Annotated in this window: 17 protein-coding genes and 1 pseudogene; 10 read left to right on the forward strand and 8 right to left on the reverse strand. The window is 64.0% G+C overall.

All coding sequences use genetic code 11. The features are described from left to right. Nucleotides 1-349: 349 nt before the first annotated feature. Together NR193_RS19170 and NR193_RS19175 are read left to right on the forward strand one after the other, a co-directional pair. Complete coding sequence (locus tag NR193_RS19170) at nt 350-1,096, forward strand: GntR family transcriptional regulator (RefSeq protein ID WP_256752352.1); 747 nt, start codon at nt 350-352, stop codon at nt 1,094-1,096. 185 nt (nt 1,097-1,281) lie between these two features. Further along, nucleotides 1,282-2,796, forward strand: coding sequence for a malonyl-CoA synthase (locus NR193_RS19175; protein ID WP_256752353.1), 1,515 nt, complete (start codon nt 1,282-1,284; stop codon nt 2,794-2,796). A 182-nt stretch (nt 2,797-2,978) separates the two neighbouring features. Here NR193_RS19175 and NR193_RS19180 read toward each other — a convergent pair whose 3' ends face one another. Further along, nucleotides 2,979-3,329: a hypothetical protein gene (locus NR193_RS19180; RefSeq protein ID WP_256752354.1), complete on the reverse strand. Its 351-nt coding sequence runs from the start codon at nt 3,327-3,329 to the stop codon at nt 2,979-2,981. A 45-nt stretch (nt 3,330-3,374) separates the two neighbouring features. On the opposite strand from NR193_RS19180, the pseudogene NR193_RS19185 reads away from it, so the two are divergent. Further along, nucleotides 3,375-3,511 (forward strand): annotated as a pseudogene (locus NR193_RS19185) (IS5/IS1182 family transposase); the annotation flags it as partial. Nucleotides 3,512-3,649: 138 nt separating this feature from the next. Here NR193_RS19185 and NR193_RS19190 read toward each other — a convergent pair. From NR193_RS19190 to NR193_RS19215, 6 genes are all read right to left on the reverse strand, one after another. Beyond that, the gene (locus tag NR193_RS19190) at nt 3,650-5,725 is read right to left on the reverse strand and encodes an ABC transporter ATP-binding protein/permease (protein ID WP_256752355.1); all 2,076 of its coding nucleotides are present in this window, start codon (nt 5,723-5,725) and stop codon (nt 3,650-3,652) included. A 74-nt stretch (nt 5,726-5,799) separates the two neighbouring features. Continuing rightward, nucleotides 5,800-6,912, reverse strand: a complete 1,113-nt coding sequence (locus NR193_RS19195; protein ID WP_256752356.1) for an NAD(P)/FAD-dependent oxidoreductase — start codon at nt 6,910-6,912, stop codon at nt 5,800-5,802. Nucleotides 6,913-6,922: 10 nt separating this feature from the next. Continuing rightward, nucleotides 6,923-8,095, reverse strand: a complete 1,173-nt coding sequence (nagA, locus tag NR193_RS19200; RefSeq protein WP_256752357.1) for an N-acetylglucosamine-6-phosphate deacetylase — start codon at nt 8,093-8,095, stop codon at nt 6,923-6,925. Continuing rightward, nucleotides 8,092-9,135: an SIS domain-containing protein gene (locus NR193_RS19205; RefSeq protein WP_256752358.1), complete on the reverse strand. Its 1,044-nt coding sequence runs from the start codon at nt 9,133-9,135 to the stop codon at nt 8,092-8,094. The genes nagA and NR193_RS19205 overlap by 4 nt, the downstream gene beginning before the upstream one ends. Beyond that, nucleotides 9,132-9,914, reverse strand: coding sequence for a GntR family transcriptional regulator (locus tag NR193_RS19210; RefSeq protein ID WP_256752359.1), 783 nt, complete (start codon nt 9,912-9,914; stop codon nt 9,132-9,134). Before NR193_RS19210 ends, NR193_RS19205 begins: the two co-directional genes overlap by 4 nt. Continuing rightward, a complete protein-coding gene (locus NR193_RS19215) occupies nt 9,911-10,792 on the reverse strand; it encodes an N-acetylglucosamine kinase (protein ID WP_256752360.1) in 882 nt (293 codons plus the stop codon). Before NR193_RS19215 ends, NR193_RS19210 begins: the two co-directional genes overlap by 4 nt. Nucleotides 10,793-10,990: 198 nt before the next feature. On the opposite strand from NR193_RS19215, the gene NR193_RS19220 reads away from it, so the two are divergent. From NR193_RS19220 to NR193_RS19250, 7 genes are all read left to right on the forward strand, one after another. Beyond that, nucleotides 10,991-11,941, forward strand: coding sequence for an N-acetylmuramic acid 6-phosphate etherase (locus NR193_RS19220; protein WP_256752361.1), 951 nt, complete (start codon nt 10,991-10,993; stop codon nt 11,939-11,941). 117 nt (nt 11,942-12,058) lie between these two features. Continuing rightward, on the forward strand, nt 12,059-13,318 hold the full coding sequence (locus NR193_RS19225; RefSeq protein ID WP_256752362.1) for an ABC transporter substrate-binding protein: 1,260 nt from the start codon (nt 12,059-12,061) through the stop codon (nt 13,316-13,318). A 234-nt stretch (nt 13,319-13,552) separates the two neighbouring features. Further along, nucleotides 13,553-14,482, forward strand: a complete 930-nt coding sequence (locus tag NR193_RS19230; protein ID WP_256752363.1) for a carbohydrate ABC transporter permease — start codon at nt 13,553-13,555, stop codon at nt 14,480-14,482. Nucleotides 14,483-14,494: 12 nt separating this feature from the next. Further along, nucleotides 14,495-15,334: a carbohydrate ABC transporter permease gene (locus tag NR193_RS19235; RefSeq protein ID WP_010912697.1), complete on the forward strand. Its 840-nt coding sequence runs from the start codon at nt 14,495-14,497 to the stop codon at nt 15,332-15,334. Then, the gene (locus tag NR193_RS19240) at nt 15,331-15,798 is read left to right on the forward strand and encodes a DUF4304 domain-containing protein (protein WP_256752364.1); all 468 of its coding nucleotides are present in this window, start codon (nt 15,331-15,333) and stop codon (nt 15,796-15,798) included. Before NR193_RS19235 ends, NR193_RS19240 begins: the two co-directional genes overlap by 4 nt. A gap of 1 nt (nt 15,799) precedes the next feature. After that, on the forward strand, nt 15,800-16,855 hold the full coding sequence (locus NR193_RS19245; protein ID WP_256752365.1) for a Gfo/Idh/MocA family protein: 1,056 nt from the start codon (nt 15,800-15,802) through the stop codon (nt 16,853-16,855). A gap of 33 nt (nt 16,856-16,888) precedes the next feature. Continuing rightward, complete coding sequence (locus tag NR193_RS19250) at nt 16,889-17,887, forward strand: ABC transporter ATP-binding protein (RefSeq protein ID WP_256752366.1); 999 nt, start codon at nt 16,889-16,891, stop codon at nt 17,885-17,887. 201 nt (nt 17,888-18,088) lie between these two features. Here the strand turns inward: NR193_RS19250 and NR193_RS19255 are convergent, their stop codons facing one another. Then, nucleotides 18,089-18,934 (reverse strand): fumarylacetoacetate hydrolase family protein, encoded by an 846-nt coding sequence (locus tag NR193_RS19255; RefSeq protein ID WP_256752367.1) that lies wholly within the window; start codon nt 18,932-18,934, stop codon nt 18,089-18,091. Between the last annotated feature and the right edge of the window lie 12 nt (nt 18,935-18,946).

Here is an 18,946-nt window from a genome sequence, read left to right on the forward strand (position 1 = left end):
GTTTGAGCATGATCTTTCCCGAAAACCGGATTCCACTTTTCGGGATCATGCTCTAATGTTTGCCGCCCTGTCCAACACGACAGAACAGATGGTCTCCCGCGCATACAAAAGAACAGAAAGAACAGATTCTCCTGCGTGCATGCAAAACAGGTTGAGTTTCCTCAGGTTGTGGAAACGCGTGGATTTAGAGGATCGAACGCCGGCGTGTCGCATATTTCTTTGTGCTTAAGTGCAATGGCGCGATCTTCTGCTTGAGCGTTCAGCGGCGGAAGCTGTATAGTACACGTACGAAAAGGGAATGCTCTCGGACTCGAATTGCCCAAGACAGTTTTGGGGACAAGGAGTCGCTTTGACATACGGAGCTGCCAATCTCGACGACGACGGCGCAGGATCCAAGAGCACGCTTGCCAGCACGGTCTATCACCAACTGCGTGCAGACCTTCTTGACGGTGTCCTTGAAGCCGAGAGCAAGCTGCGGGTCGAATGGGTGGTTTCCAAATATGGGGCTGGCGCTTCCCCTGTCCGCGAGGCGCTCAATCGCCTCGCCTCGGAGGGGCTTCTCGGCCGGCACGACCAGCGCGGCTTCTTCATCATGCCGGTCAGCGCGTCAGAGCTCGAGGAGCTGACGCGCACCCGCTGCTGGCTCGAAGAACGGGCGCTTCGCGAATCCATTGCTCACCGCACCGCCGAATGGGAGGAGCAACTGGTGCTGGCGCTGCATCGCCTGGGGCGCGCGTCACGTCTTTCGCCGCACAATCCGTCCTCGCTCGATCCGGATTGGGAGAGGTTGCACCGCATCTTCCACAGGGTTCTGATCTCGGCCTGCCGCTCGCACTGGCTGGTGGGATTTTGCGATCAGCTTTCCGATCACGCCCATCGCTACCGGCAAATGGCCAATGACGGCGAAAGCAGTCAGCGCGACGATCTCGGCGAGCATCGCCTGATCGCCGAATGTGCCCTGGACGGCGATGCCGATGGTGCGGTCGAGGCACTGGTCAATCACTACCAGTTGACCGCTGCCATGTGCCTGGAACGCTTCAAGCAAGGCGAACAGTCAAAAGCGGTCACCGGCAAGGCCGAACGCGCACGGCGCTAGCGGCCGTTTCCGTCCAAAGGCCTTTTCGCGGCCCCCTCGCCCGCAACCATTACCGCTGACCTGGCGAGCCCGAACCACAGCTTGCGGTCTTGACGGCACGACCAGGAACCGCGAACTCTTCGCCGCCAGTGCGTGCCGCTCGAAAAGCGTGCTCAGCGCCGGCTCCGCCGCCCAGGAAAGACTTCATGAGCAATCATCTGTTCGATACGTTCCGTTCCAGGATGCCGGCGCCGGGCCGCCTGTTGATGGAAACCGATGACGGGCGCTCGCTCACCTATGGCGACATGCTGGCGCGGTCGGCGCAGCTGGCGCACACACTTTTGCAACTGGGCGTCGAGCCGGGAGACCGGGTCGCCGTCCAGGTCGAGAAGAGCCCGGAGGCGGTCCTGCTCTATCTCGCCTGCGTGCGTGCCGGTGCCGTCTTCCTGCCGCTCAACACCGCCTACACACTGGCCGAACTGGAATATTTCTTCGGCGATGCCGGGCCCCGACTGGTTGTCTGCGATCCGGCAAGGGCGGCCGACATCGAGGCGCTGGCGCAAAGGGTGGGCGCAGCCACCGTCACGCTCGACGGCAAGGGCGAGGGATCGCTGACCGATCAGGCCTCGCGGCTGCCGTCGGACTTCCACGATGTGACGCGCGGCGAGGGCGATCTTGCCGCTATCCTCTACACCTCGGGAACGACCGGCCGCTCGAAAGGCGCCATGCTCAGCCACGAGAACCTCGCCTCGAACGCGCGGGTGCTGGTCGATCACTGGCGCTTCACGACGGATGATGTGCTGATCCACGCGCTGCCGATCTTCCACACCCATGGCCTGTTCGTCGCCACCAACGTCGTCCTGATGGCCGGTGCGTCGATGCTGTTCGAGCGGAAGTTCGACGCAGGCCGCATCGTCTCGCTGTTGCCGCGCGCAACCGTGCTGATGGGGGTGCCGACCTTCTACGTGCGCCTGCTTCAGCAGGACGGGCTGGACCGCCAGGCGGCGAAGAACATCCGCCTGTTCATTTCCGGTTCGGCGCCGCTGCTGGCCGAGACGCACAAGGCCTGGCGAGAGCGCACCGGCCACGCGATCCTCGAGCGCTACGGCATGACCGAGACCAACATGAACACCTCCAACCCCTATGAAGGCGAGCGGCGCGCCGGAACGGTCGGTTTCCCCTTGCCTGGCGTATCGCTGCGCATCGCCGACCCCGACGATGGCCGGCCGCTCGCCCAGGGCGAAGTCGGCATGATCGAGGTCAAGGGCCCCAACGTCTTCGGCGGTTACTGGCGCATGCCGGAGAAGACCAGGGCGGAATTCCGCGCCGACGGCTTCTTCATATCCGGCGATCTCGGCATGATCGACGGCGACGGCTATGTCCACATCGTCGGCCGCGGCAAGGACCTGATCATTTCCGGCGGCTACAACATCTACCCGAAGGAACTCGAAAGCGAGATCGACGCGCTTGACGGGGTCACGGAAAGTGCCGTCATCGGCGTTGCCCATCCGGATTTCGGCGAAGGCGTCACCGCAGTCGTCGTGCGTGCGCCGGCCTCGCAGATCACCGGGACCGAGATCCTCGGCGCTATTGCCGGGCGCGTGGCGAAGTACAAGCACCCGAAGCGGGTTATCTTCGTCGACGAACTGCCACGCAACACGATGGGCAAGGTGCAGAAGAATCTCCTGCGCGAGACCTACAAGGATCTCTACGCCTCCTAGGGTCTGGACCCACAAGAGTGTCGGCATGAGCAGCGGGTTGTGATCCACGGCTTCCGAAAGGAAGCGCCGCTAAAGGACTTCCGCCGCGTCGCAACCCGCTATGACGGCAACGCCGTGGCCTTCCTCGCTGCGGTCTGAATCGCGGCCGCTGTCTCGTACTGGTTGTGAGTTCGGACCCAAGGTCAGACGGTCCAGGTCCAGTCGATCGGGTAGTTGAAAATCGGGGTGAACGTCACGCCGACCGCCTCCATGTCCCTACGGCCGTCGACGACCATCTCCTTCAGTCGGTCCAACTGTGCCGCATGCTCATCGGTGTCCCAGATACTAACTTGCACGATCGAGCCCTTCGGCGAGACGCCCGCATAAAAGTGAAGGAGCCCCGGCAGCTGTCTGATGGCCGGGATTATGTACTCCGAGGTCTTCTTGCTCGCGGCGTCGACCTCGGCGAACCGGCTCGGGTCGTAGCTGGCGCGCGAGACGCGGACGACGGCGGTTGTCGGCAATGACTCGGCAATGGTGGTTCTGTCTGCCATGGGAATCCTATCTCCTGGCAATTACATCAGGATGCACCATCCGTGTATAACAACCGAAACGCCATCGAACGCATGTTCCGTCGGCTAAAGGACTTCCGCCGCGTCGCAACCGTTATGACGGCAACGCCGTGACCTTCCTCGCTGCGGTCTGCATCGCAGCCGCCGTCTCCTGCTGGCCATGAGGCCGGACCCTGGGTGTTCAGTCCCGAGGTCAAGTGGACCGGATCGAGTCGGAACCGCCCTTCCTCTTTGTTTCGACGCAATTCCGGACGGCAGACCGCCTCACACTTTTCCCCGGAATTGCTTTCGGACGGCGCCGCTTACTCCAGTTTGCGCGACCTTTCGATCCGGGAGCCCCACAAGGCGCGCGTGAGCAGGTTCTGCTTGCGCTTGCGCGGGACGAGGTTGATATCGCTGACAAGTTTGGCGCCGCCTTCGCGCCGTTCCAGGGTGATCTTGCGGCTGTGGAAGGCTTCCAGCTCGGCGCGGTGTGCAACGCTGACGATGGTGATATCGGGCAATTCGCGGATCACCGTCGCCATCATGGTGTCCTGGCTTTTCTCGTCGAGCGCCGAGGTCGCTTCATCCAGCACGACGATATCGGGGCGATGCAGCAGCAGGCGCGCGAAGGCAAGGCGCTGCTTTTCGCCGCCCGACAGCGTCTGGTCCCACGGCGCTTCTTCCTTGATCCTGTCGGTGAGATAACCCAGGCCCACCCTGTCGAGGGCAGCCTTGATCTGTTTGATCGTCCAGTTGTCCGCCGCCGCGGGGTAGGCGACCGCGCGGCGCAGCGTCCCCGAGGGAATGTAGGGCCGCTGCGGCAACATGAACAATCGCCTGTCGGGGTGGAAGTTGACGCTGCCGCTTCCCCAGGGCCACAGGCCGGCGATCGCCCGCACCAGCGTGGACTTGCCCGAGCCGGATTCGCCGGACACCAGCACGCGCTCGCCCGGTTCGATCACCACCTCGGTTTCCTTGACCACGGAGGTACCGTCGTCGAGCGTCACTGAGAGCTCGTCGAGGGAGAGCATCGCATCGCCCTTGGTCTCGCCGTGTTTGATGCGCCCCAGATCATCGCTCTGTTCCGCACGCTCCAACCCGTCGAGCGACATCATCAGCGAGGCGATGCGGCGCGCGGAGGCGTTCCAGTCGGCGAGACGCGGGTAGTTGTCGACCAGCCAGCTGAACGCCCCCTGCACGATGGCGAAGGCGGAGGCAGCCTGCATCACCTGTCCGAGTGTCATTGAGCCTTCGAGAAACTTCGGCGCGCACAGCAGAACCGGTACGACGGGCGCAAACAGGCTTGAGCCCTGCGACACCACCGCCGTGCGCATGTGCTGGCCGGTCAACCGCGCCCATTGCTTGAGCGCACCGGCGAAGGTCTTGTGGATGCCGTTGCTTTCCTCCTCCTCGCCGCCAAGCAGGGCTATGCTCTCGCCGTTTTCACGCACGCGCGTCAGCACGTAACGGAATTCAGCTTCCGCCTGGTTCTTCTTCTCCGAGAGCTGAACAAAATCGCGGCCGATGACGAACATCGAGGTGGAGGTAATTGCGGCATAGACCACCGCCGTGATGACGAGGAAGCCGGGCACGGTGAAGGTCGAGCCTCCCAACGTGAAGCTCAAGGCCCCGCCGATCGTCCACAGCACAACGATGAAGGTTGAGGCCGAGAGCGTGGCGACAATCACGCCGGCGACGAAATCGACAGGCGACTCGGTGGCGACCCGCAGATCTTCCGAGAGGCGGGCCTCGGGGTTCTGGTGGTCGCCTTTCACGAGGTTCAGCTGATAGTAGCGGCCGTTGGCGAGCCAGCGCGCTATGACCGAGGTCGTCAGCCAGGAGCGCCAGCGGCGCTGCATGGTCATGCGCAGGTAGACCTGCGCGACGACAAGGCTGATGCTGCCAAGCACGAGCGGCACGAACACCGCGCTCAGGAAGTAGACGGTGTGGGCGTCGCGCTTCTCAATCGCGTCGAAGATGGCGCGGTTCCAGACATTGATCCCATACTGGAAGCCGACATTGACGCCGATCAGGATCAACAGCCCGATCGTTAGCGGCCAGGCGAGCTTGTCACCGTGCCGTCCCCAATAACCGCGCCCGCTGATCCAGAAACGCTTCAGCAGATATTTCTTGCGCGCCTGTTCTGCCTCCTCGGCCGTCAACTGTGGATCTGGTTCGACGGCTTCCGGGGGCGGCGGAGTCTCGCCTACAACCTCGGAAGCTGCCGCTTCGACGGTCGATGCCTCCTTCTCGTGTGGCTTCTTTTCGCGCGGAGCCTCGTCGTGCGATTTGGCATCACGTGACTTTGTTGGTCGCGCCTTTCCCCTACGTGGCTCGGGGGTGCCACGCGGCTTGATGCCGTCGGCCGGTTTCGATCTGGGTTTCGCGTCGGACATTCGCCCCGACAACGGCCTCGAAATCAAAAGGTTTCATGGCGTCCGCTTGCGATGACAACTATCAAGAGAGCCTGTCACTTCGGGTACAGCAGCCCGACGGCATGGTCGGCGATCGACAGGCTTGCCGTCAGGCCGGGACTCTCGATGCCGAACAGGTTGACGATTCGCCCGGCGCCATGGTCGGCCGGACCCTGGATCATGAAATCGGCCGCCGCTTGGCCCGGGCCGGATAGTTTCGGCCTGATTCCGGCATAGGCCGGCTGCAGGGCTCCGTCGTCAAGCTCGGGCCAATAGCGCCGGATCGCCTCGTAGAAGACGGCGCTTCGGCCCGGATCGACCGTGTAGTCCACGCGCTCGATCCATTCGACGTCGGGTCCGAAGCGGGCACTGCCGCCCAGGTCGAGCGTCAGGTGGACGCCAAGACCACCTTCGACCGGAACCGGATAGATCAGCCGCGAAAAAGGCGACCGGCCCGGAAGCGCGAAATAGTTTCCGCGCGCCAGCCACTGCCGGGGGATCAGGCTCCGAGGGAACCCTTCGATGCGGCTGGCCACGGCCTGCGCATCGAGGCCCGCGGCATTGATGAAGGCATGGGCCTTCAAGGCGAAGGTCTCGCCATTGGCATCGCGTGTGTCGATCCGGATCCCGTCGGCCTCGATCGCCGCTCCGGCGACAGCCGTGAGCAAAACGAAGGACGCACCGGCGGCCTCCGCGTCGCCGCGCAGCGACAGCATCAGCGCGTGGCTGTCGACAATGCCGGTCGACGGCGACATCAAGGCGGCGGCGCATGTCAGTGCCGGTTCCAGGCTTTCGGCCTCGCCGCGCGTCAAAAGCTCCAGATCGTCGATCCCGCAGCGTCGCGCATTGGCCTGGATCGTCCGCAATCCGTCGATCTGGCCGGGTTCGCTGGCGACGATCAGCTTGCCGATGCGCTTGTGAGCGACGTTGTGCTCGGCGCAGTAGGCGTAGAGAAGCTGACGCCCTTCGACGCAGAGCCGGGCTTTCAGGCTCCCCGGCGCATAATAGAGCCCGGCATGGATGACTTCGGAATTGCGCGAACTGGTGACGGTGCCGATCGCGCCGGCCTTCTCGATCACCACCACCTCGCGGCCCGCCAAAGCGAGCGCCCTGGCGATGGCGAGCCCGACGACACCGGCTCCAGCGACAACACAGTCGATTGCCTGCATGAGCTCGCCTTCAGTGTGAAGCGCTGGCCTCGAACACCGTCTTGCCGCCGATCCAGACTTGTCCGATATCGAGATCGTCCGACAGCGCGACAATATCCGCCGCCGTGCCGTTGGCGAAGCGCCCGAGCCGGTGCGACTGGCCGATCGCTTGCGCCGGATAGAGCGAGGCCATGCGCAACGCCTCCGACAGGTCCAGCCCGATAACGCGGTGGACGTATCGAACAGCCGAGATCATGTCGAGATCCGCCCCCGCCAGCGTGCCGTCGGCGAGCCGCAGGCTGCCATCCTTGCGGTAGATGGTGCGGCCGTTCAGCGTGAAGGAGGTCATGTCGGTGCCGATCGTCGCCATGGCATCGGTGACCAGCACGATCCTCGCCGGTCCCTGCTTGGCGCGCAGCGCGATCCTGATGGTGACGGGATCGACATGGATGCCGTCTGCGATGAGGCCGGCGGACAGTGTGCCGATGTCGATGGCAGCGCCCGCCAGCCCAGGCTCGCGATTGCCGATCTGGCTCATTGCGTTGAACAGATGGGTGACCATCGAAGCGCCGGCCTCGGCAAAGGTGCTAGCCGTGGCGTAGCCGGTGTCGGAATGGCCAAGGCTGACGATGACGCCCGCCTTGGCGAGCGCCGCGACGCGTGCCGGCTCGACGGATTCGGGCGCTATCGTGGTGAGCAGCACCGGCAACTTGTGCCGCGCCGCGATCAGCATCGCCTCGTCCTTGTCCGTCATTGGCCGGATCAGCGCCGGATCATGCGCGCCCTTGCGGGCGATCGACAGATGCGGGCCTTCGAGATGCAGGCCGAGGAAGCCAGGCACCTTCCGCAGCGCCGCTGCTTCGCCGGCAGCGACGGCGGCGGCGGTGATCGCGGGCGTATCGGTGATCAGCGTCGGCAGCAGCGCCGTCGTGCCGAAGGGCGCATGCGCCTTGCAGATGGTTTCGATCGACGCGACATCGGGGTGGTCGTTGAGCATGACGCCGCCGCCGCCATTGACCTGCAGGTCGAGAAAGCCTGGCGCCAGCATGCCGCCGCCGGTGTCGACGATGCGGATGTCGGAGGGGATGGCGCCCGCGGGCAGAATGGCCTCGACGAGGCCGTCGCGCACGACAAGCGCGTGACCTTCATGCCAGTCGTCGCCGTCGAATATCCGGGCGCCGGTCAGGGCAAAACGGTCGCTCATACGGTCTCCGTCACCTTGCGAAGATTGCGCGGCGTGTCCGGGTCGAGGCCGCGATGGCGGGCGAAGGCCTCGACGAACACATAGAAGGACACGATCAGCGTCAGCGGATCGGTCAGCGGGTGGCCTGTAGCGACATGCGGCAGGCGCATGGCGCGATGGGCAAGCGTCGAGGTGATGAAGACCGGCGCCCCCTTGGCGGCCAGGCTGTCGGCGGCTTCGGCGACGGACGGTTCGGACGCGTCGCGCGCGGCCAGCGCCAGCACCGGGAAATCGGGGCCGATCAGCGCCAGCGGGCCATGCATGACTTCGGCGGCACTGTAGGCCTCGGCATGCATGCCGCAGGTCTCCTTGAACTTCAGCGCCGCTTCGTTAGCCATCGCCGCCGACGGTCCACGGCCGAGGATGAACAGCGACTTCTGCTTGTCGATCGTTTCGGCCAGCACCGTCATCCAGTCGCAGCCGATCGCCTTGCTGAAATGCTCCGGCAACTGGAAAAGTGCGGCCAGCAGCGCCTCGTCGCCGGTCGCATGCGCCATCAAGGCGAGACCGGCGACGGCGGAATTGACGAAGGTCTTGGTTGCCGCGACGCTGCGCTCGGGCCCCGCCAGGATATCGATCGCATAATCCGAGGCGCGCGCCAGCGGCGAATCGGCGGTGTTGGTGATGGCGATGGTCAGCGCGCCGCCGGACCGCGCACTTTCGGCCATGGCGACGATGTCGGGGCTCTTGCCCGATTGCGAGATCGCCAGGCAGGCCGAACCCGCCAGCCTGAGCTTGCTGCCATAGATCGAGGCGATCGATGGACCGACCGAAGCGACGGCGAGGCCGGCGGTCAGCTCGACGGCATATTTCATGAACGTGGCGGCATGGTCGGACGAACCACGCGCCACGGTGACGACGAACTGCGGGTCGCGTTCGCGGATGCCGCGTCCGGCCTCGGTCAGCACGGCGCCGGAGCCGTCGAGCAGGCGGGCGACGGCTTGCGGGATCTCTTCGATCTCGCGCCGCATATGGGTCATCTCTGTCGGCTCTACACTCATGGTCGGCCCTCTTCGCTCGGCCCCGTCAGCCGCAGTTCGGCGACGAAATCATAGGCGTCGCCCCTGTAGATGGAGCGGGTGAATTCGATCACCTTGCCGCTCGCCAGATAGGAAATGCGTTCGATGTGCAGGCCGGCGATGCCGGGCGGCACTTCGAGCAGGCGCGCGTCGCTGTCGCCGAGATTGGCCGCCGAGATGCGCTGCACCGCCCGCACCGGACGGTTGCCGGTCAATTCCAGCGCCGCATAGAGCGACGAGCCTATTCCCGCCGGGTCGGGCAATACGCTGGCCGACAGCGAGGCGCGTTCGATCGCCAGCGGCGTGTCGTTGGCAATGCGCAGGCGCGCCACGCGCGCCACCAGTTCGTTCGACGACAGGCCGAGCACCATCATCTCGTCGGGCGAGGGCGCGTAAAGGCCGCGGTCGAGCCAGGCCGATCGCACCGCCATGCCGCGCCGCGCCATGTCCTCGGTGAAGGATGTCAGCCGCGACAGCGACTGCTCGACGCGCTCCATGCGCGGCGCCACGAACGTGCCGGAGCCGTGGCGCTGGACCAGGATGCCGCCCTTGACCAGGTCCTGCACCGCCTTGCGCACGGTGACCCGAGAAATGTCGGCCTTGGTGGCGATGTCGCGCTCGGAAGGCAGCGCGTCGCCCGGCCCGATCAGGCCGCGATTGACGGCATCCTCGATGCTCTTGCGAAGCTGCAGATAAAGCGGCGCGCCGCTTTGCGACGACTGTTTCAGCGTGGCGAAGATCTGGTCGGCCGCCTCGCTCATCGCGCTGCCTCCGCTGGTCTGGCGAAAAGGCGTGCCGCCATCTGCACGGCGCCACCCAGTGCATCATCGAGCGGCGGCTTCAGCAATGCCCGGTAGCGCGCGGAAAGGCGCGGCGCGTAGAGCGGCGCCAGCCCGCCGAGCAGGCAGAGCGGCGCGTCGTCCGCAAGGTCGAGTGCGCCGAGCGAGGCTTCTACGTCGGCGATCGCCCTGTCGAGGATCCAGTTGGCGACGCTGTCGCCCTTCTCGGCGTGCTCGAACACCTTGGGCGCGAAGCCGCCGAAATCGCCGGGCTTGGCGTTGGTGGTGAATTCGACCACGTCCTCCGGGTTGTTGCGGAAAACGGCGAGCATGCTCTGCGTCAGCGGCGAACCCTCGCGGACGCCGTCATAGGCGAGCAGCGTCTGTTCGAGCAGGTCGCGGCCGATGCGGGCGCCGCTGCCCTGGTCGCCGACCTGGAAACCCCAGCCCCCGATGGCGCGCGACTTGCCGTTCTTGCGCGCCATGTAGGCAGTACCCGTGCCGAGGATCGCCATGGCGCCGTCACCGGAGCCGACAGCGCCTTCGAGGGCGATTTCGGCGTCGGTCTCGACGCGGCTGATGCTGAACGGCAGGATTGCTTCGAGTTGCTGCCGGTAGGTACCGACATTGGCGCCGGCGAGGCCGAGGATGGCCGGCGTTTGCGGGATCAGGTCCGGGTCCTGTCCAGCGGCGATGAACGCCTGCCTGGCGGCCTCGACGATGTTCGACCGGGCGCCGGTGAGATCGGTGCGGATGTTGGCGGCGCCGCTCTTGGCACGGCCGATGACCGCGCCTTCCACCGTCGCCAGGGCAGCCCTGCAGCTGGTGCCGCCGCCATCGATACCGAGCACGAAATTCACGTGATTTCTCCTCCGGGTGGATAATACCAATAAAATACCAATAGCCAAGGGTTAATTTCCGTTTCAAAAAGATTAAGGTGTATTTTATTGAAAAACCTCGGCATTTCGTCGGCTCAGCGATTTCCGGCTTGGGAATTCGTGAATGCGTGTGGACAAGTGGTATTTTTTTGGTATTGTTCTGGTATTGGAGGAACCGGGATGGCCGAAACGCGCACCGAAGCGCTTCACCAGAATGCCGAGGGCCTGGATATCCAGGCCCCTGACGCCATCCTTGCTTCGTTGGCCGATGCGCAGATCGAAGCCGCAAAGGTCGTGCGCCAGGCCATTCCGTCCATCGCCAGGGCAGCCGAGATCATCGCCGGCAGACTGAAGAGCGGCGGCAAGCTTGCCTACGCGGCAGCCGGCAGCTCCGGCCTGATGGCGCTGGCCGATGCGCTTGAACTGCCGGGCACCTTCGGCATTCACCGCGACCGCATCGCCATCTTGATCGCTGGCGGCGACGCGGCTTTCAGGACACTGGCCGGCGGACCCGAGGATGATACCGAGGAGGCCGCGACAGCGGTCGCCAATGCCGGCATTGGCGCAGGCGATTGCCTGATCGCTGTCTCTGCCAGCGGCACGACACCCTATGCGGTGCGGGCCATCGAGGACGCGCGGCGCCGGGGTGCTGCCACCATCGGTATCGCCAACAACCGCGATTCGCTGCTGCTCCGGCAGGCCGAAACCGCCATCCTGCTGGAAACGCCGCCGGAGCTGATCGCCGGCTCGACCCGCATGGGTGCGGGCACCGCTCAGAAAATCGCGCTCAACATGCTGTCGACATTGACCGCCGTCCATCTCGGTCACGTGCATGACGGCTACATGGTCAACCTCATGGCCGACAACATCAAGCTGCGCGATCGCGCAGCGCGCATTGTCGCCGCCGTCAGCGGGCGCGGCAGGGACGAAGCCGCCCGGCTGCTCGAAAAGAGCGGCGGCGCGGTCAAGACCGCCATTCTGCTCGCCGCCGGCGCTGACAGCGCCGATGCGGCGCAGAAGTTACTGGAAGAGGCTGGCCAGAAGCTGCGGCCGGCCCTTTCCGCGCTGGGGCATGATCCCGAAAAGTGGAAACCGCTTTTCGGAAAAGATCATGCTCGAACAAAGAAATAGAGCCTGTTTCATCCCGATTTCCATCGGGGTGAAACGGGCTTGCGAGGGGAGCAAGGGGCGCACTGCCTCCGTTCTCATCAAAACCGAACCTGAAAAAGGTCAACAGGGAGACTGAGCATGACAACGAAACTACTGACGGCACTGCTTCTGGGCACCAGCATTCTCGGCTCAGCCGGGGTGGCTTATGCCGGCGACGTAACGCTCAACATCGAAAGCTGGCGCGGCGACGACCTTGCCATCTGGAAGGACAAGCTGATCCCGGCTTTCGAAGCCAAGAACCCGGGCATCAAGGTGGTGTTCGCTCCGTCGGCGCCGACCGAATATGACGCCGCGCTCGGCGCCAAGCTCGCCGCCGGTTCGGCGGGCGACCTGATCACCTGCCGCCCGTTCGACAAGTCGCTTGAACTCTACAAGAAGGGCAACCTCGCCGACCTCTCGGCGCTGCCCGGCATGGAGAATTTCTCGCCCGTGGCCAAGGCCGCCTGGCAGACCGACGACGGCAAGGCGAGCTTCTGCGTGCCGATGGCGTCCGTCATCCACGGCTTCATCTACAACAAGGACGCCTTCGACAAGCTCGGCATCAAGGTGCCGACGACCCGCGACGAGTTCTTCGCCGCCCTCGACAAGATCAAGGCCGACGGCACCTACATCCCGATGGCGATGGGCACCAAGGATCTCTGGGAAGCCGCGACGATGGGCTACCAGAACATCGGCCCCAACTACTGGAAGGGCGAAGATGGCCGCGCAGCGCTGATCAAGGGCGACCAGAAGCTGACCGACAAGGACTGGGTCGCGCCGTATGAGGAACTGGCCAAGTGGAAGCCCTATCTCGGCGACGGTTTCGAAGCCCAGACCTACCCGGACAGCCAGAACCTGTTCACGCTCGGCCGCGCCGCCATCTACCCGGCCGGCTCGTGGGAAATCGGGCTGTTCAACACCCAGGCCCAGTTCAAGATGGGCGCCTTCCCGCCGCCGGTCGAGAAGGCCGGCGACACCTGCTACATCTCCGACCATACCGATATCGGCATGGGCCTGAATGCGGCTTCGAAGAACGCCGACGCCGCCAAGACCTTCCTGTCCTGGGTCGCCTCGCCGGACTTCGCCACCATCTACGCCAACGCGTTGCCGGGCTTCTTCAGCCTGAACTCCTCGCCGGTGAAAATGGAAGACCCGCTGGCGCAGGAATTCGTTTCCTGGCGCGGCAAGTGCAAGTCGACGATCCGCTCGACCTACCAGATCCTGTCGCGCGGCACGCCGAACCTCGAAAACGAGACGTGGGTCGAATCGGCCAACGTCATCAACGGCACCGATACGCCGGAAGCTGCCGCCAAGAAGCTGCAGACCGGTCTCGACAGCTGGTACAAGCCGGCCAAGTAAGAGCTCAGGCAACGAGACCGGCCGGGCGCAGGCCTGGCCGGTTTCGGACTATCCTGGCTTTCAGCTTGTGATTGTCGGCGTGGCCTCTCGGCCTTACCCTCAAAGTGGGGAAGGCGAAGCTGACCTGTCACAGGCCTTCGTCCTTCCTGCACGGGAAGGAAATCCGGGCAGTGCATCGAGGCATCATCTAGCATCGACACCATTTGGAACCGAGAGACGGCGGGGACCGAACTCATGGCCGCAGAAACACGACCGAAACGACCGACCCGCTGGCACATCGGCGTCTTCCTGGCGCCGGCGCTGCTCGTCTACACGGCGATCATGATCCTGCCGCTGGCCGGCACGCTGCAGTTGTCGCTGTTCCGCAACATCGAGCAGCACCAGATCTTCGTCGGGCTGGAAAATTTCCGCACCCTGTTCGGCGATCCGAACTGGTCGGTGGGTTTCTGGAACGCACTCAGGAACAACACCTGGTTCTTCATCATCCACATGCTGGTGCAGAACCCGATCGGCGTCATGCTGGCGGCATTGCTGTCCAGCCCGAGGCTCAGATTCGCCGCCTTCTACCGCACGGCGATCTTCGTGCCGACCATCCTGTCCTTCGTCATCGTCGGCTTCGCCTGGAAGCTGATCCTGTCGCCTCTGTGGGGCGTGGCGCCGCATATGATGGACCTGGTCGGCTTGAAAAGCCTGTTCACGCCATGGCTTGGCAAGGAACAGTATGCACTGACGGCGCTCAGCCTGATCTCGGTGTGGCAGTTCGTCGGCATTCCGATGATGCTGATCTACGCAGCCCTGCTGTCGATCCCCGAAGAGGTGATCGAGGCGGCCGAGTGCGACGGCATCACCGGCATGTCGCAGTTCTGGAAGATCAAGCTGCCGCTGATCCTGCCGTCGATCGGCATCATCTCGATCCTCACCTTCGTCGGCAATTTCAACGCCTTCGACCTGATCTACACCGCGCAAGGGGCTCTCGCCGGGCCGAACTATTCCACCGATATTCTCGGCACCTTCCTCTACCGCGCCTTCTTCGGCTTCCAGTTGCAGGTCGGCGACCCCAACATGGGTGCGGCGATCGCCACGATGATGTTCCTGATCATCCTTGGCGGCGTCTGCGTCTATCTCTTCCTCGTGCAGACGCGCCTGCGTCGCTACCAGTTCTGAGGGGGGCAAGAGATGAGCACCGCCACCCGATCGCTCCCCCGCACCATCGGCGCCCACGCGATCCTGTTGACCTACACGGCGATCGCGCTGTTTCCGGTGATCCTCGTCATCATGAATTCGTTCAAGTCCCGCGCCGGCATCTTCGGCGCGCCGCTGACGCCGCCGACGCCGAAAACCTTCGACCTGATCGGCTACACCACCGTGATCGGCCAGGGCGACTTCATCCACTATTTCCAGAACAGTCTCGTCGTCACCGTCGCTTCGCTGTTCTTCGTGCTTCTGTTCGGCGCCATGGCTGCGTTTGCGCTGTCGGAGTATCGCTTCCGCGGCAATTCGCTGATGGGCCTCTACCTGGCGCTCGGCATCATGATCCCGATCCGGCTGGGCACCGTCGCCATCCTGCAATTGATGGTGGCGAGCGGACTGGTCAACACGCTGACGGCACTGATCCTGGTCTACACCGCGCAAGGGCTGCCGCTCGCCGTCTTCATCCTGTCGGAATTCATGAAGCAGGTGTCCGACGATTTGAAGAACGCCGGCCGCATCGATGGGCTGTCCGAATACACCATCTTCTTCCGCCTGGTGCTGCCGCTGGTCAGGCCATCGATGGCGACGGTCGCCGTCTTCACCATGATCCCGATCTGGAACGATCTGTGGTTCCCGCTGATCCTGGCGCCGTCGGAAGAGACCAAGACGGTGACGCTCGGCGCCCAGCTGTTCCTCGGTCAGTTCGTCACCAACTGGAACGCCATCCTGGCCGCATTGTCGCTGGCGATCATGCCGGTGCTGATCCTCTACGTCATCTTCTCGCGGCAGCTGATCCGCGGCATCACCTCCGGAGCCGTCAAGTGAGCGACGGGCAGGACATTGTCGTACAGGCCCTTGTCGAGACGGCGAGCCGCTATGGATTTCGCGGCCTTCGCGCCAAAAACTTCTATCGCGAATGGCCGGAGACGATCTGCATGCTGAACCTTCAGCAGTCTTCCTGGGGGCCACAGTCCTATATCAACGCCGGCGTCTGGTTTACGCGGCTTGGGCCGGAGCGCCGGCCGAAGGAATACAAGTGCCACATTCGTTGGCGCGTCGATTCCCAGATGGAAGACAATCAGTCGAAGGCGTTCACCCAGGCGCTCAATCTCGAGTATCCCTTGCCCGACAATCAGAGGCTGTCGCTCATCAAGGACGGTGTCGACACGTATGGCTTTGGGCTCTTGGCGCGTTGCGAAAGCGAACGGGCTGCTCTGCAGGTTGCAGAAGAACGCGAGCCGCATGTGATGGTGGCGCTTAAAGCCCGTATGCAAGAAAAGGCAGATTGAAATGGCTGGACCCCTTCGTGTCGTTGTCGCCGGGCTCGGCAATATGGGCCGCAGCCATGCGCTGGCCTATCACACCAATCCGGGCTTCGAGATCGCGGCACTGATCAACCGTTCAGACGTGCCGCTGCCGGAGGGGTTGTCCGGCTATGGCATCAGGCGTTCCTTCGACGACGCGCTGCGCGACAAAAAGCCTGACGTCGCCTGCATCGCCACCTATTCCGACAGCCATGCCGACTATGCGGTCAGGGCGTTCGAGGCCGGCTGCCATGTCTTCGTCGAGAAGCCGCTGGCAACGACCGTGGCGGATGCAAAACGCGTCGTGGCGGCGGCCAAGGCCAATGGCAAGAAGCTGGTGATCGGCTACATCCTGCGCCATCATCCGTCCTGGATCAGGCTGATCGCCGAGGCGCGCAAGCTCAGCGGCCCTTACGTCTTCCGCATGAACCTCAACCAGCAATCCTCGGGCCATACCTGGGAGACGCACAAGCAGCTGATGCAGACGACCTCGCCGATCGTCGACTGCGGCGTGCACTATCTCGACGTCATGCTGCAGATCACTGATGCCAGGCCGGTCGAGGTGCGCGGCATGGGCGTGCGGCTGACCGAGGAGGTCGCGCCCACCATGTACAATTACGGCCATCTGCAGGTGCTGTTCGATGACGGTTCGGTCGGCTGGTACGAAGCCGGCTGGGGACCGATGATTTCGGAGACGGCGTTCTTCGTGAAGGACGTGATCTCGCCCAATGGCTGCGTGTCGATCGTCATGAAGGAAGGCGTGAAGTCCGACGACATCGACACCCACACCAAGACCTCGACCATCCGCCTGCACAGCGCCGCGACCGGCCCGGATGGCAAATTCGTCAAGCCGGACGAGATGTTGTCGATGCAGGGCGAGCCCGGCCACCAGGATCTTTGCGATCTCGAACAGGCCTTCGTGCTGAAGGCGATCCGCGAGGATCTCGATCTCACCAGACACATGGACGACGCGGTCAGATCGCTCGCCGTCTGCCTTGCCGCCGATGAGAGCGTGCGCAGCGGCGCCCCAGTCAAGCTCTAGGACGAGTCAAACTCTAACGACAGGAACGAAGCCGTGGGCTCGCTGAAAATCGAGAATGTGAAGAAGGCCTTCGGGCCGGTCGAGGTGCTGAAGGGCATCAACCTCGAGGTGACGGATGGCGAATTCGTCGTCTTCGTCGGTCCTTCGGGCTGCGGCAAGTCGACCTTGCTCAGGGTCATCGCCGGGCTGGAGGATTCGACCTCGGGCCGGGTGGTCATCGACGGCGAGGATGTCTCGGCCACGCCGCCGGCCAAGCGCGGCATCGCCATGGTGTTCCAGACCTATGCGCTCTACCCGCATCTGACGGTGAAGAACAATATGGGCCTTGGCCTCAAGCAGGCGGGCACGCCGGCGGCCGAGATCGAGCGGCGCATCGGCATCGCCTCGTCGATGCTGTCGCTGGAACCTTATCTCGAACGGCGTCCGGCCGAACTGTCCGGCGGCCAGCGCCAGCGCGTCGCCATCGGCCGCGCCGTGGTGCGCGAGCCCAAGCTGTTCCTGTTCGACGAGCCCTTGTCGAACCTCGACGCGGCGCTGCGCGTCAACACGCGGCTGGAGATCGCACAGCTGCACCGGCGACTGAAGGCGACGATGATCTATGTCACCCACGACCAGGTCGAGGCGATGACGCTCGCCGACAAGATCGTCGTGCTCAACGCCGGCCGGATCGAGCAGATCGGCGGACCGATGGAGCTCTACAATTCGCCGGCAAACGAGTTCGTCGCCGGCTTCATCGGCTCACCGAAGATGAATTTCATCGATGGTGCCCGTCTCGGCGAGACGGCCAAGACCATCGGCGTGCGGCCGGAACACCTGACGGTTGATCCGAAGTCGGGCAGCTGGAAGGGGACGGTCGTCCACGCCGAGCATCTCGGCGCCGACACCAACCTCTATCTCGACTGCGAAAAGGCCGGGCTGATCACCGTGCGCATTTTCGGCGTCTATGATGCGGAGCCAGGCGCGACGCTCTATGCGACGCCGGATCCGGCGAAGACCTATCGGTTTGGAGCGGATGGCAAGGTTCTGAAGTAGTCTCGCAGCGGAGGTTGGCGCTGCCCCTCACCCTTACCCATTCCGGGGCGAGCCACGTGTCTCGCCCGTCCTGCGGACCCCCGTGAAGAACGGGGAGAGGGGGTCGCCAGCGTTGAAGCCCTTCCCTTCTCCCCGTCACTATACGGGGAGAAGGTGCCGGCAGGCGGATGAGGGGCGGCGCAAACTTGTGAAGCTATGCGCCTACACGTCCGCCTTGAACGTCTGCTTCTGCTGGCCGAGCCCCTCGATGCCCAGCTCGACCACGTCGCCGGCCTTCAAGAACACCGGCGGCTTCATGCCGAGACCGACGCCGGGCGGCGTGCCGGTCGAAATGATGTCGCCGGGATGCAGCGACATGAACTGGCTGAGGTAGGACACCAGGTAAGCCACGCCATAGACCATGGTCTTGGTCGAGCCGTTCTGCATCGTGTTGCCGTTGACCGTCAGCCACATCTTGATGTTCTGCGGATCGGCCACTTCGTCCTTGGTCACCAGCCACGGGCCGATCGGGCCGAACGTGTCGCAGCTCTTGCCCTTGGTCCACTGGCCCTGCCGCTCGGCCTGGAAGGCGCGCTCGGAGACGTCATGCGAAACGCAGTAGCCAGCGACATAGTCGAGCGCGTCGGCTTCGCTGACATATTTGGCGGTCTTGCCGATAACCACGCCGAGCTCGACTTCCCAGTCGGTCTTGACCGAGCCGCGCGGAATGAGCACATCGTCATCCGGGCCGACAATGGCCGAGCTTGCCTTCATGAAGATGATCGGCTCCGGCGGCACGGTGGCGCCGGTCTCAGCGGCATGGTCGGAATAGTTGAGGCCGATGCAGATGAACTTGCCCGTGCCGGCAACGCAGGCGCCGATGCGAGGCTTGCCGGAAACCACCGGCAGCGACTTCGGATCGAGCTTGGACAGCATGTCCAGCGAGGCCGGATGAAGAGTTGTGCCGGCAATGTCGGTGACATGGGCGGAGAGATCGCGGATCGTTCCATCCGCATCGAGCAGGCCGGGACGTTCGCTCCCCACCTCGCCATAGCGCAGCAGTTTCATCGAATACTCTCC

This window comes from Mesorhizobium sp. Mes31, assembly GCF_024519675.1.
Classification (GTDB): domain Bacteria; phylum Pseudomonadota; class Alphaproteobacteria; order Rhizobiales; family Rhizobiaceae; genus Mesorhizobium.